The organism is Ilumatobacter sp., from assembly GCF_046290335.1.
Taxonomy (GTDB): domain Bacteria; phylum Actinomycetota; class Acidimicrobiia; order Acidimicrobiales; family Ilumatobacteraceae; genus Ilumatobacter_A.
On sequence record NZ_JBKAGH010000004.1, the window covers coordinates 274,501 to 287,411 of the forward strand.

The window sequence follows — 12,911 nt, forward strand, 5'->3', positions numbered from 1 at the left end:
GGGGATCGGGTATCGTGGTGGCATGACGATCCATCAGACCGTTCCGCTCGGATTCCAGTGGCCGACGATCGACCCGTTCCTGTTCTGCGTGCATCACCTCGACCGCTACCCCGCCGGCAACGGTGAGCTCGCTCCCGCCGCGTCGCTCGCCGGCCGCAGCATCGGCAACGACTTCGAGCCGCTCGACGGGTGGCGGATGTACCACGGCTCCACGGTGCCCGGCTTCCCGCAGCATCCCCACCGCGGCTTCGAGACGATCACGTTCGTCCGCCAGGGTCTGATCGATCACGCTGATTCGATGGGTGCGGCCGCTCGCTACGGGCGCGGCGACGTCCAGTGGATGACCGCCGGATCGGGCATCCAGCACGCCGAGATGTTCCCGCTCCTCGACACCGAGAGCCCGAACACGACCGAACTGTTCCAGATCTGGATCAACCTGCCGGCCAGCGACAAGATGGTCGAGCCCCACTTCACGATGCTGTGGGATCACGACATCCCGCGCTACGAGGCCGACGGCACCACGGTCACCGTGATCGCCGGGGAACTCGCCGGACTCACCCCGCCGAACCCGCCGCCTGCGTCGTGGGCGTCACGTCCCGACGCCGACGTCGCGCTCTGGCACGTCGTGCTCGAACCCGGCGCTCGTTGGACCATGCCAGCGGCGAACTTCGACGACACCGTCCGCGTGCTGTACGTCTTCGACGGTGATGGACTCGTGGTCGACGACACGCCGGTCGGCACGTCCACCGGTGCCGTCGTCGACGCCCGCTCCGACGCGGTGCTGACGACAACCGGCCACGTGGAGTTGCTGGTGATGCAGGGCCGGCCGATCGACGAGCCGGTCGCGCAGCAGGGTCCGTTCGTCATGAACACCGAGGCCGAGATCCGCCAGGCGTTCGACGACTACCGCCGGACCCAGTTCGGTGGCTGGCCGTGGGATCGCCCCGACCCGACCCACGGATACACCGAGGAACGGTTCGCCCGCCACGCCGACGGCCGAGTGGAGACCTCCGTCAGCGTTCCATGAACGGGGAATCGCCGGGCTGACGGCGGGCGTGCGCCTCGCGCCAGGTCGTGAACGCCTGGATGATCCGTGGCGGCGTGCCGTGGTACTCGGTGAATCCACCGTTGACGGCACGTGTGTCGACGTACGCAGCATCGACGCCGTCGGCGTGCAGGAACGTGGCGCACTCGAACCCCGCGGCGCCGAGACGATCGACCTCGGCTCGCACGTCCTCGCACAGCAACCCGACGTGATGGAAACCGGTCTCACCGGCTTCGTACATGTCGCGGTAGATCGACGGCGTGTCGTCGTGTTGCACGATGAACTGGATCATCATGTCGCCGAGGTAGCCGAACGCGTACGACACGTCGGCTTCGTGCTGCGTGCCGCGATAGTCGAACGTGTCGGTCTGGTGATGCTCGGTGATCACGAACGGACCGGCGCCGAACAGTGCGTCCCACTCCTGCACGCTCGCTCGCAGGTCGTTGACGAGGTACGCGACCTGGAAGATCTGGTGATGGGGAAACTCCATCGCCGAACCCTGGCACACGGTCTCGAACCCCGGCGAGGCGCACGCCTCGACCGATCCGCCGCGACGGTCAGACGATCTCGGGGCGACCGCGCAGGCGGCGCCCCCAGTTCCGGACCGGCGTGCGGACGGCCTCGAGTCCGAGGTAGTACGCCGGGAACGAGATCAGCACGAGGATCGTCGACGTCACCAGTCCACCCATGAGCGTGAAGCCGAGCGACTCCCAGAACGGGTCGGAGATCGAGAGCGGCAGCAAACCGGCGATCGTCGTGATCGTGGTCGCCACCAGTGGGCGGAACCTCGATTCGACGGCCGACCTGATCGCCTCCCCCGGCGACGAGCCGGCCCGACGCTCCTGGTTGGCCGCGTCCACGAGCAAGATCGTGTTGTTGACCGCCACGCCGATCAGCGCGATGAAGCCGACCGCAGCGAGGAAGCTGAAGGGGTTGCCGGTCAGCGCGAGACCGGACGCCACGCCGAGAAACCCGAACGGGATCGCGAGGAAGATCAGTCCCGCCTGCGCCAGCGACCGGAATTGGATCGTGATCAGCACCAGCATCAACAGCAGCGCGACGAGACCGGCCACGCCGAGTGCGGCGAAATCGTCCTGGTTGTCGGATTCGAGTCCGAAGTCGAAGGCGAGCGCGTCGGCAGAGAGTCCGCGGGCCTCGACATCCGCGGGTGGGAACGCGTCGCCGACGTACGACTCGGTGGTGTTCAGGAACCCGGAGATCCCGCTGTCTTCGTCGTACTGGGCGCGGACTTCGATGATCCGCTGGCCGTCGACCCGAGACACCTCGCCATCGGTCGACACGATCGAGTCGGTGACGGTCACGACGGTGTTGCCCACGATGAACTCACGGCCGATCAGGTCGGCACGGATGTCGTCGGCGAGCGCCTGACCCGCTGCGACCGTGTCGTCGCCGACGGAGATCTGCACGGCGAACGGGAACTCGACGGGCGGTGGGCCGTTCTCGAGTTGGCCGATCGTGATGCGAGCACCGTCGACGCTGGCCGCTCGCGCCTCGATCTCCTCGACGAATTCCGGCGCGGTCGTCGACCGCGAATCGATGGGCGTCAGGTCGACGAAGGTCTCGGTGAGCCGTTCGTTGCCGCGCAGGTACTGCGACCGATCGAGTTCGTCGCCGAGGACGTCGATCACGATGTCGTCGATCTGGCGCGAACGTTCGTCGGCCTCGTCGATCGTCGTGCCCGCCGGGAACTCCGCGACGATCGACAGGCCGTTCGAATCGCTGCCCGACGGGAAGATGCTGAAGCCCAGGCCACCGGCTACCTGACCGCCTGCCATCACCGCCACCACGGCGACACCAGCGAGCCCGAAGCCGGCCGCCCGGCCCCGCCACCCGTTGCCCGCCGGGTACGCAGCGACCCGGCCAGCCGCACGCGCCGCAGCCCGCTCGGCACGAACGATCGGATTCGGACCCGACGGCTTGGACCGGAGCAGGATCACACGCGCCAGCATCGGGATGAACACGATCGAGAACAGGAACGACAGCAACAGTGTGACGACGACCGTCGACGGGATCGGGCGGATGAACTCGCCGAGAATGCCGCCGATGAACAACATCGGCGAGAAGACCACGACCGTGGTCAGCGTGCCGGCGAACGACGCGCTGCCGACGCGGCCGATGGCGCGGCGCACGACGCCGACCGCTTCGTCGGACTCGGACTCGTCGGGGTCGTCTCGATTGGCGTCGATCGACTCCGAGATCACGATCGCGTCGTCGACGAGCAGCCCGAGGGTGAGGATGAGCCCGAACAGGGTGATCGTGTTCAGGGTGTAGCCGACGGCCCACAGGCCGACGAGCGCTCCCATGAGCACGAGCCCCATGAACAGCGCCGTCATGATCGCGACACGCCACCCGATCAACACGAGACTGACGAGCGCCACGGCGATGAGACCGGTGAGCAAGTTGCTCGACAGTGAGCCGAGCTGTTGGCGGACCCCGACGGCGAAGTCGAGCGTGATCTCGGCGTCGAAGCGATCGCCGAGAGGGTTCGCCTCGGCCGAAAGCAACCCGTCGACCCGATCGCTGAAGTCGAGCACGTCGAGGTCGGTCGATTCAGGGCGGATCAGGCCGACGGCGATCGCGTCGCGATACGGACCGGGCTCGAGCGCGACGCGCGTGAAACGGGTGACGCGCTGCTCGAACTCACCAGTACCGGGGTTGATCTGTTCCGACAGCAGATCACGAACCTCCGCGACCTCGATCGCGGTGTCGGCGACGAGGTAGTCGGCCAACAACGCCGCCTGCTCCTGGAACTCGTCCGCCGTTGCCGTCTCGGGTCCGACGATCGACACGAGCGCGTCGTACTGCCCAGCGAACTTCGCCGCGTTCACGGCGAGATAGTCGACAGTCGCCGACTCCGCCACCGTCGGATCGAGCTGCGCCCCGAGGTCGAGCAGTCGCTGGGTGCCGTCGCCGGAATCGATCGAGTCCTCGAACTCGACGGTGATCCCGAACGAACTCGGGCGAGCCTGGCTCGACACTTCGACGACCCCGTCGACGGCGGCGAACTCCTCCACGAGGGGTTGGACGACATCAGCGTCGACGCGTTCGGCGTCGTCGACGAAGTAGGTGCCGGTCACGATCGAGATCGGCGTGTTGATCGGCGGGAAACCTTCCCGGTCGAGTCCGAACCCGAACGCCGACAGGCCAGCCGTGACGACGACCACGAGCGCGGCCATCGTCACCTTCCAGCGCCGACTGGCAGTGGTTGCGATGGCCGTGATCGGGGAGAATCTCACGTGGCGTGACCGTATCGACGGCCACGACGGCGCGCGACTCGTGCGCTGTGGTGCTGGTCACGTCTGCTAGAGAACTGTCATGGCTTCGATTGCAGACGACACCCAGTGGATGGACGCCACCGATCAGGCGGCCCTCGTAGCGCGTGGCGAGGTGAGCGCCAGCGAGTTGGTCGACGGGGCGATCGAGCGGATCGAACGCCTCGACGGATCGTTGAACGCGGTCAACATCCGCTGGTTCGACGACGCCCGTGCGGCCGCTGCGACCCACGCCGGAACCGGCCCGTTCGCCGGTGTGCCGACGCTGCTGAAGGACCTCTGGGCCCACTCGACCGGACACCCGATGTCGAACGGCAACGCCGCGCTGCGCGACGCGATGCCGATCTCGGATCACGACACCGAACTCGTCGCCCGATTCCGCGACGCCGGGCTCGTCACGCTCGGACGAACGAACAGCCCGGAACTCGGCTCACTGCCGGTGACCGAGCCGACGGCATGGGGGCCGTCACGCAATCCGTGGTCGACCGCGCACACCCCTGGTGGGTCGAGCGGCGGTGCCGCAGCGGCCGTCGCAGCAGGCATGGTGCCAGTGGCGAACGCATCCGACGGCGGCGGCTCGATCCGGATTCCGGCATCGTGCTGCGGACTGGTCGGCCTCAAGCCCTCGCAAGGCCGCATCACCATGGGCCCCGAACGCGACGAGTCCGGGCTCGGCGTCCACTTCGCCGTGACCCGAACCGTTCGCGACACCGCCGCCCTCCTCGACGCGGTCGCGGGTCCCGGCGTCGGCGACAACGTCATCGCGCCCGCCCCGAGCCGTCCGTACCTCGACGAGGTCGGAGCGCCCGTCGAGCGTCTCCGCATCGGGCTCCTCGACACGCATCCGCAGGGCGACTTCCTGCACGACGACTGCGTCACCGCCGTCCGAGCGGCGGCCACGATGCTGGAAGGACTCGGCCACGACGTCACGCACGGCCATCCGGCGGCGCTCGAGGACACCTCGTTTCGCTCGCGCTTCATGGCGATGTGGGCGACCAACATGGCGTTGGGGATCGCCAACATGGGCGCCACGCTCGGGCGCGACCTCACCGCCGACGAGGTCGAACCGGTCAACTGGGCCCAGGCGCAGTACGCGAAGCGAGTGTCGGGTGTCGAGTACGGCGCCGCGCTCGCCGCCGTGTCGGAGTTCCGCCGCAGCGTGCAGGGCTGGTGGGCCGAGGGCCGGGATCTCCTCCTCACACCGACGCTGTGCGAGCCGCCCGTCGAGATCGGCGAACACGACGCGCTCCCTGACGACCCGATGGCCGGCATGCGGCGCGCCGCTCGCTTCATCGCGTTCACGCCGCCGTTCAACGCGAGCGGTCAGCCCGCGATCAGCCTCCCGCTGCACTGGAACGAGGGCGGGCTGCCGATCGGCGTCCAACTCGTCGCTCAGTACGGACGCGAGGACCTCCTCATCCGCGTCGCGGCGCAACTCGAAGCGGCGCATCCCTGGGCGCACCGCCGCCCCACCACCTGACACGACAGAGTGGGTCAGACCCACTCTGTCGCTTCTCGCCCGACGGTGTGTCAGCGGAACGTGGCGGCCCACTTCGGCACGATGGGCAGACCGGTGCCGATGTAGCGGCTGTGGGTCACGACCGCGTCGTCGACGACCTGATGGATCTGATAGCCGACCGGATCGTCGATGACGGCGATCGCACCGACGCCTCGGAGGTCGAGCGCGACGTGCTGCACGGTCGACATGCCCACCTGCGCGGGGATGCCGGCGAACGACGAGCCCATCGGCCGATGCAGGTGACCGCACATGATCCGAGCGATCGGTTGACCGTGCACCACCTCGGCGAGCAGGTCGAGGCCGAGAAAGCCATTGGCGTCCATCCAGTCGATACCGGAACGGAACGGTGGGTGGTGCATCGCCAGGAGTGTCACGCCGTCGTGCGCCTCGGCGAGGACCGAGCTCAGCCATGCCGCCCGGTCGTCATCGAACTCGCCGCCGTGGTGGCCTGGTCGCGTCGAATCGAGGCCGATCACTCGAACATGACCGACCGTGGCGACCCAACTCGCGTGCTCGGCCCCGGCCCACGGCACGTCGGGAAATCGGCCGCGTAACTCGGTTCGTTCGTCGTGATTGCCCGGGAGCGGCAACAGATCGACGGTGACGCCGCCGAGGAGGTCGCAGAGCTCGTCGTACTCGTCGGCACGGGCGTCGTTCGTCAGATCACCGGTCGCGACGACGAGATCGAGGCCCGGCTCTTCGGCGTTGATCGAGGCCACCGCGTCGGCGAGGCGAGCGTTGTTGTCGACGAACACCTCGGTCGTGTCATCGTCGGGAGCGAGCACGTGGGTGTCGGTCAACTGGCCGATCAACACCTGGCGGGCCGTCTGGTCGGTCACCTGCACGAGTGTTCCACAGCCCCGCCAACCCCGCGGCAACCGACGGCCGATCGGCGTAACGTGTACCGATGAGCCTGAGCTTGCGAGCGCGCGTGATCCGTTCCTCGATCTCCTCGTTCATCAAGGACGAGAAGGCGCCGATCGAGGTCCGGCGAGCGTCGATGGATCGCCTCGACAAGGTGCCGCGGCCGCGCAAGGTCTCCTACGCCGACCAGTTGGTCGGAGGTGTGCCCGCGATCGTCGCCACGCCCCATGCCGTCGACGGCGACCGTCACCTCCTCTACCTCCACGGCGGCGGGTACAGCCTCGGCTCACCGAAGAGTCACATCGCCATGGTGGCTCGACTCGCACGTCAGTCTCGTGCCGGGGCGACGGTGCTCGACTACCGGCTCGCGCCCGAGCACGTGTACCCGGCGGCCATCGACGATTGCGTCGCCGCGTATCGAGACCTCGCTGGTCGGATCGATCCGCGACACATCGTCATCGCCGGCGACTCGGCAGGCGGAGGCGCCGCCCTCGCGACCCTCTGTACGCTGCGAGATGCCGGGGACGCGCTCCCTGCGTGCGCGTACCTCCTGTCGCCGTGGACCGACCTCACGGGGTCGGGAGATTCGATGCGAACCAAGGCCGACGTCGAGCGGGTCATCAAGCCGAGCCTGCTTCCGGCGAGCGCCGCCCTGTACGCCGGTGAGACACCACTCGACCACCCCGGACTCTCCCCCCTCTTCGCCGACCTGAGCGAGCTGCCACCGATGCTGATCCAGACCGGCACCGACGAAGTGCTCCTCTCCGACTCGACGCGACTGGCCGACCGCGCGGAGCAGGCCGGCGTCGATGCGCAACTCGATCTGGCCGACGGGATGTGGCACGTGTTCCCGATGCTGGCCGGAGTGATGCCCGAAGCCGACGCCGCGCTCGATCACGCCGCCAGGTTCATCCGGGCACACACCCGCCACTGAGCGGCGGCCTGAACTGCGATGACGACGACCGAGTTGGCGATCATCCTCGTCGCCGTGGTGGCGGGAGCGCTGGTCAAGGCGGTCACGGGGATGGGACTGCCGATCATCGCGATCCCGATCGCAGCGTTGTTCATCGACCTCGACGACGCCGTCGTGACGATCGCGTTCGCCAACGTGCTGGCGAACGGGACCCTCGCGTTCCGTGAGCGTTCCCACATCGCCGAGACGCGCGACCTGCCCGTGCTCGCCGTCACCGGCGTCGTGGGTGCCGTCGTCGGCACGATCGCGTTCGTCAATCTGCCCGAGACCCCGCTGGTCGTGATCCTGATCGTGGCGATCGTCGCTTACGTCGCGATGTTCTTCGCGAAGCCCGATCTGCGCGTCGGGCCGGAACGCAGCCGCCGACTCTCACCGGGCGTCGGCCTCCTCGCCGGTGGATTCCAAGGGGCGATCGGGATCTCGGGCCCGATCGCCGGGTCGTGGGTGCATTCGTACCGCCTTCCTCGCGGCGCACACATCTTCTCGGTCACCTCGCTGTTCTTCGTCGGCGCGTTCGCTCAGTTCGTCGTACTCGTGGCGACCGGTGAGCTCTCGGGCCGTGTCACAGCGTCGCTGCTCGCGTGCGTCCCGGTGATGGCGTCGATTCCGGTGGGCACGCGACTGCGCGATCGCGTGAGCGCTCGCGGGTTCGACCTGGCGATCATCGCGATGTTGTGCGTGTCGATCGTCGCACTCGGTGTGAAGACCTTCGCCTGACCGTGTAGGGTCGTCAGCACAACCCGACGGGGAGTTCGTGGAACGACGAGCTGAGAGGGTGACACGCCGTCACCGACCCGAGAACCTGATCCGGATCATGCCGGCGTAGGAAGTCACCGTGAACGAACACATCGTGGTCGTGACAGGAGCAGCTCCGCTCCCTCCCGACATCTCCAAACTCATCCCGGCCAGCGCCATCGTGCTCGGCGTCGACGGCGGCCTCGACCATGCCCTCGCCGCCGGTCTACGGCCCTCGGGTCTGATCGGCGACCTCGACTCGGTCAGCGCCGACGGACTCGCCTGGGCGCGGGAACACGCGACGATCTCGGAACACTCGCCCGACAAGGACCTGACCGACACCGAGTTGGCGTTGTCGTTCGCCGCCGACATGCGCCCCGAGCGCATCACCCTCGTCGGTGGTGGCAACCGACTCGATCACACGCTCGCTGCGATCGGGGCGCTGAGCGCGCCGGCACTCACCGGCGTTCCGATCGTCGATGGCTGGTGGGATGGTCAACATCTCGACGTCGTCCACGGACCGGGTCGTCGCCGACTGCACCTCGAGGTCGGTTCGACGATGTCGGTGCTCGCATTGGGTGCGCCCGGAGAAAAAGTCGGCTTGACCGGCGTTCGCTGGCCACTCGATCAGGCACAGGTGCCGTCGGTGAGCGGCCTCGGCGTCAGCAACGAAGTCGTCGATCCAGACGGTGTCGTCGACGTGACGATCTCCTCGGGCGTCCTCACCATCCTCGACCGCCCACGTCGAGACGTCCCTGCACCCTCCCTCACGAACGGAACCCCGACATGAACCGACGCCCTCTTGCCGCCCTCGTCATCGCCGGACTCACGCTCGCCGCGTGCGGCGGCGGCGACGATCCCCGCGCGCTCACGCTCGTCACGTACGAGTCGTTCCCGACCGCCGACACGCCGATCAACGAACAGCTCGCCGCCTTCACCGAGTCGACCGGCATCGAGGTCGAGATCCTCGTCGCCGGCGACACCGGCACGATGCTCGCCAAAGCCGAGTTGACGGCCGGCAATCCGGAAGGCGACGTCATGTGGGGTATCGACAACACGTTCCTCTCCCGCGCCGTGAACGCCGGCATCTTCGATCGGTACACCGCGGCGGGCCTCGACACCGTGCCCGCCGAGTTCACGGCGTTGGTCCCGAACGGCGAGGCGACACCGGTCGACTTCGGCGACGTGTGCATCAACTACGACATCGCCGAACTCGCCGCTCGCGGCGTCGAGCCGCCGACCACGCTCGACGATCTCGCCGACCCCGCGTACGCCGACATGCTCGTCGTGCAGAACCCGGCCACCTCGTCACCCGGCCTCGCGTTCTTGTTGGCCACGATCGACGAGTACGGCGACGACGGCTGGCAGGACTACTGGTCGCGCCTCGTCGACAACGGCGTGTCGGTCGTCGACGGCTGGACCCAGGCGTACTACGAAGCGTTCAGCTACGCCGGCGGCGACCGGCCGCTGGTCGTGAGCTACGGCTCGTCACCGCCGTTCGAGGTCCTGTTCGCCGAGACCGAACTCGACGCTGCGCCGACCGGCGTGGTCGAGTCGACCTGCTTTCGCCAGGTCGAGTTCGCCGGCATCCTCGCGGGAACCGACGCGCCGGACGAAGCCCGCCAGCTCGTCGACTTCTTGCTCGACGAGCGCTTCCAGGCCGAGCTGGCGATGAACGTCTTCGTGTTCCCCGCGAACTCCGAGGTCGAACTCGACGCAGCGTTCACGGACTTCGCGGTGATCCCCGAGACGAGTCGTTCGCTCGACCCGGCCGTCATCGACGAGAACCGCTCGGGGTGGATCGACGCGTGGACCGACCTGGTCATCGGCTGAACGAACTCCCGCCACGGCTGGTCGTCGCGCTCGCGGCGACCCCGGCCGCGGCGTTGGTCGTCTTCTACCTCTGGCCGTTCGTCACGCTGATCGTCGAGGCGATCGACGTCGAGTCGGTTCGGTCGACGTTCTCTCGAGGGCGCACGTGGCAGATCGTCTGGTTCACGACGTGGCAGGCAGTCGTGTCGACAGCGCTGACCCTGCTCGTCGGTCTCGCACCGGCGTGGGTGATCGCCCGGTTCGACTTCCCGGGCCGCCGGACGCTCGTCAGCGTCCTCACCGCCGTGTTCGTGATGCCGACGGTCGTGATGGGTGCGGCGTTCCTCGCGCTGCTCCCCGATTCGCTCGACCGGACCGTGTGGGCCGTCCTGGCAGCGCACGTCGTGTTCAACCTCGCGGTCGTCGTCCGCACGGTCGGGGCGGTGTGGGAACACCTGCCTGCTGACATGGAACACGCTGCCGCAACGCTGCATGCCGGGCCGTTCACGACGTTCCGCGAGATCACCCTGCCGCTGATCCGCCCAGCCCTCACCGCCGCCGCGGCGATCGTGTTCTTGTTCACCTTCACGTCGTTCGGCGTCATCCGAATTCTGGGCGCCCCCGGCACGCGCACGATCGAGGTCGAGGTGTGGCGGCGAGCCACACAGCTCGGAGCGATCGGCGAGGCGGCCGTGCTCGCGATGCTGCAGCTCGGCGTGCTCGGGGCCGTCGCGGCGTGGTCGACCGTCGCTCAACGTCGCCACAGCCGAGCGCTGGCGCTCCGGCCGCTGACCCGACCGCAGCGGCCTCGCCGGACTGGCGAACGGGTGACGGTCGGCGTCGTCGCGTCGGCGACCGCATTCGTCGCCGTCGTCCCCCTTGCCGCCCTCGTGGCCAGATCGGTCTCGTCTCCCAGCGGATGGACCTGGCAGGCATGGGCCACACTGGGATCGGCCGAGGTGCGACCGGGCATCAGCGTCGGCGTGGCCCCGCTCGACGCACTGGTCAACTCGATCCGAACCGCTGCGTGGGCGACGGCGTTCGCCGTGATCGCGGGAGCACTCGCAAGCCTCGCCATCGCCGCCGCAGGACGCTCTGGCCGGTTCCTCGACGCCGGCTTGATGCTCCCGCTCGGTACGTCGGCGGTCACGATCGGTTTCGGCATGCTGATCACCTTCGACACCGCACCGTTCGACTGGCGCTCGTCGTGGTGGCTCGTTCCGGTCGGGCACGCGCTGGTCGCTACACCATTCGTCGTGCGGACGTGTCTGGGCGTACTGCGGTCGGTCGACCCACGCCTGCGACACGCCGCGGCGACCTCGGGAGCGTCGCCTGTGCGCGCCTGGTGGGAGATCACCGTCGCCCACCTGTGGCGTCCGCTCGCCGTCGCCGCCGCCCTCGCCGCCGCGATCTCCCTCGGTGAGTTCGGGGCGACGAGCTTCCTCTCGCGCAGCGGTGGCGAGACGCTGCCGATCGCGATCGAGCAGCTCCTCGGTCGAACGGGTTCGCTGCTCCAGGCCAAGGGCTATGCGCTGGCGACCATCCTCGCTGGTGCCACGATGGCGGTCGTGCTCCTCGTCGATCGCTCACACGACCTCGCCACCGGACGTCGGCGGTGATCGCCCTCCACGGGATCTCGGTGTCGTTCGATGGTGTCGACGTGCTGCGCGACGTCTCGCTCGACGTGCAACGCGGCGAGGTCGTCGCGCTGCTCGGGCCGTCGGGTTCCGGGAAGAGCACCCTGCTGCGCGTGATCGCCGGCATCGTGCTGCCCGACGCCGGCACGGTTCACCTCGACGGCGTCGACGTCACGAGGTTGCCGATCCATCGCCGCCGCGTCGGCATGGTGTTCCAGGACAACCAACTGTTCCCGCACCGCTCAGTCCGCGACAACGTGGCGTTCGGGCTCAAGATGGCCGGTGTCGCCCGCGAAGAACGGCGCGCACGTGCCGACGAGTGGCTGGTGCGCGTCGGGCTCGCCGGCATCGGGGATCGGCGGGTCACCGAGCTGTCGGGTGGTGAGGCGAAGCGGGTCGCGCTCGCTCGGACGCTGATCGTCGAACCTGCGGTGGTCCTCCTCGACGAACCGCTCACCGGACTCGACCGCGACCGCCACGACGAACTGGTCGTCGATCTGGCGGCGCTGCTCGCCGATGCCGACATCACCGCCATCCTCGTCACCCACGACCCGGATGAAGCCGGCGCGATCGCCGACCGTGTCGCCGAGTTGCACGACCTCTCCGGCGGCGATCACCGGGTCGTCGTGGTCGAGTCGACAGCGACACATGACCTTCGTCGGCGCGTCCTGCGTCACGGTGATCCGGACGCCGGAGTCGACTGGCCCGACGACCGCGCCTCGACGCATCTCGCCGCGGTGGACGACGCCGACCAGGTCGTCGCTGTCTCGACATGGATCGAGCGAGACGACGGCGTACAGCTGCGGGGCATGGCAACCGAACCGGGGCTCGCCGGATCCGGGCTCGGGTCGCTGCTGCTCCTCGCCGGCATCGAACGAGCGCGGGCATCGGGAGCGACACACGTCTGGGCCAACGCTCGCCTGACGGCGCTCGGCTTCTACGAGCGTCACGGGTTCAGCCTGGTCGGCGGCGAGTTCGTCGATGCGACGACCGGGCTTCCCCATCGAGTCGTGCGGTTCGACCTCGACTGACT

At 68.5% G+C, this 12,911-nt stretch carries 11 protein-coding genes and 1 riboswitch; of the genes, 8 read left to right on the plus strand and 3 right to left on the minus strand.

Translation table 11 applies throughout. The features are described 5' to 3' along the window. Window positions 1-22: 22 nt before the first annotated feature. A complete protein-coding gene (locus ACE37B_RS17360) occupies window positions 23-1,027 on the plus strand; it encodes a pirin family protein (protein WP_409924597.1) in 1,005 nt (334 codons plus the stop codon). Here ACE37B_RS17360 and ACE37B_RS17365 read toward each other — a convergent pair. Both ACE37B_RS17365 and ACE37B_RS17370 read right to left on the minus strand, forming a co-directional pair. Beyond that, window positions 1,014-1,535: a VOC family protein gene (locus tag ACE37B_RS17365; RefSeq protein ID WP_409924598.1), complete on the minus strand. Its 522-nt coding sequence runs from the start codon at window positions 1,533-1,535 to the stop codon at window positions 1,014-1,016. The genes ACE37B_RS17360 and ACE37B_RS17365 overlap by 14 nt on opposite strands. A gap of 67 nt (window positions 1,536-1,602) precedes the next feature. Continuing rightward, a complete protein-coding gene (locus ACE37B_RS17370; protein ID WP_409924599.1) occupies window positions 1,603-4,302 on the minus strand; it encodes an efflux RND transporter permease subunit in 2,700 nt (899 codons plus the stop codon). A gap of 79 nt (window positions 4,303-4,381) precedes the next feature. Between ACE37B_RS17370 and ACE37B_RS17375 the strand changes: the two genes are divergently transcribed. Next, window positions 4,382-5,818, plus strand: coding sequence for an amidase (locus ACE37B_RS17375; protein ID WP_409924600.1), 1,437 nt, complete (start codon window positions 4,382-4,384; stop codon window positions 5,816-5,818). A gap of 50 nt (window positions 5,819-5,868) precedes the next feature. Here the strand turns inward: ACE37B_RS17375 and ACE37B_RS17380 are convergent, their stop codons facing one another. Next, on the minus strand, window positions 5,869-6,696 hold the full coding sequence (locus ACE37B_RS17380; protein ID WP_409924601.1) for a phosphodiesterase: 828 nt from the start codon (window positions 6,694-6,696) through the stop codon (window positions 5,869-5,871). Window positions 6,697-6,764: 68 nt separating this feature from the next. Here ACE37B_RS17380 and ACE37B_RS17385 point away from each other — a divergent pair, with 68 nt between their 5' ends. The 6 genes from ACE37B_RS17385 (at window position 6,765) to ACE37B_RS17410 (ending at window position 12,909) form a co-directional block, all read left to right on the plus strand. Beyond that, window positions 6,765-7,655 (plus strand): alpha/beta hydrolase, encoded by an 891-nt coding sequence (locus ACE37B_RS17385; RefSeq protein ID WP_409924602.1) that lies wholly within the window; start codon window positions 6,765-6,767, stop codon window positions 7,653-7,655. An 18-nt stretch (window positions 7,656-7,673) separates the two neighbouring features. Beyond that, window positions 7,674-8,411 carry a TSUP family transporter gene (locus ACE37B_RS17390; RefSeq protein WP_409924603.1) on the plus strand — a complete coding sequence of 246 codons (738 nt, stop codon included), beginning with the start codon at window positions 7,674-7,676 and terminating at the stop codon, window positions 8,409-8,411. An 18-nt stretch (window positions 8,412-8,429) separates the two neighbouring features. After that, window positions 8,430-8,540: riboswitch (TPP riboswitch) on the plus strand. Further along, a complete protein-coding gene (locus ACE37B_RS17395; RefSeq protein WP_409924604.1) occupies window positions 8,530-9,219 on the plus strand; it encodes a thiamine diphosphokinase in 690 nt (229 codons plus the stop codon). (Overlaps the previous riboswitch by 11 nt.) Next, window positions 9,216-10,262 (plus strand): thiamine ABC transporter substrate binding subunit, encoded by a 1,047-nt coding sequence (locus tag ACE37B_RS17400; RefSeq protein ID WP_409924605.1) that lies wholly within the window; start codon window positions 9,216-9,218, stop codon window positions 10,260-10,262. The genes ACE37B_RS17395 and ACE37B_RS17400 overlap by 4 nt, the downstream gene beginning before the upstream one ends. Next, on the plus strand, window positions 10,238-11,860 hold the full coding sequence (locus ACE37B_RS17405; RefSeq protein WP_409924606.1) for an ABC transporter permease: 1,623 nt from the start codon (window positions 10,238-10,240) through the stop codon (window positions 11,858-11,860). Before ACE37B_RS17400 ends, ACE37B_RS17405 begins: the two co-directional genes overlap by 25 nt. Continuing rightward, the gene (locus tag ACE37B_RS17410) at window positions 11,857-12,909 is read left to right on the plus strand and encodes a GNAT family N-acetyltransferase (protein WP_409924607.1); all 1,053 of its coding nucleotides are present in this window, start codon (window positions 11,857-11,859) and stop codon (window positions 12,907-12,909) included. The genes ACE37B_RS17405 and ACE37B_RS17410 overlap by 4 nt, the downstream gene beginning before the upstream one ends. Window positions 12,910-12,911: the final 2 nt, after the last annotated feature.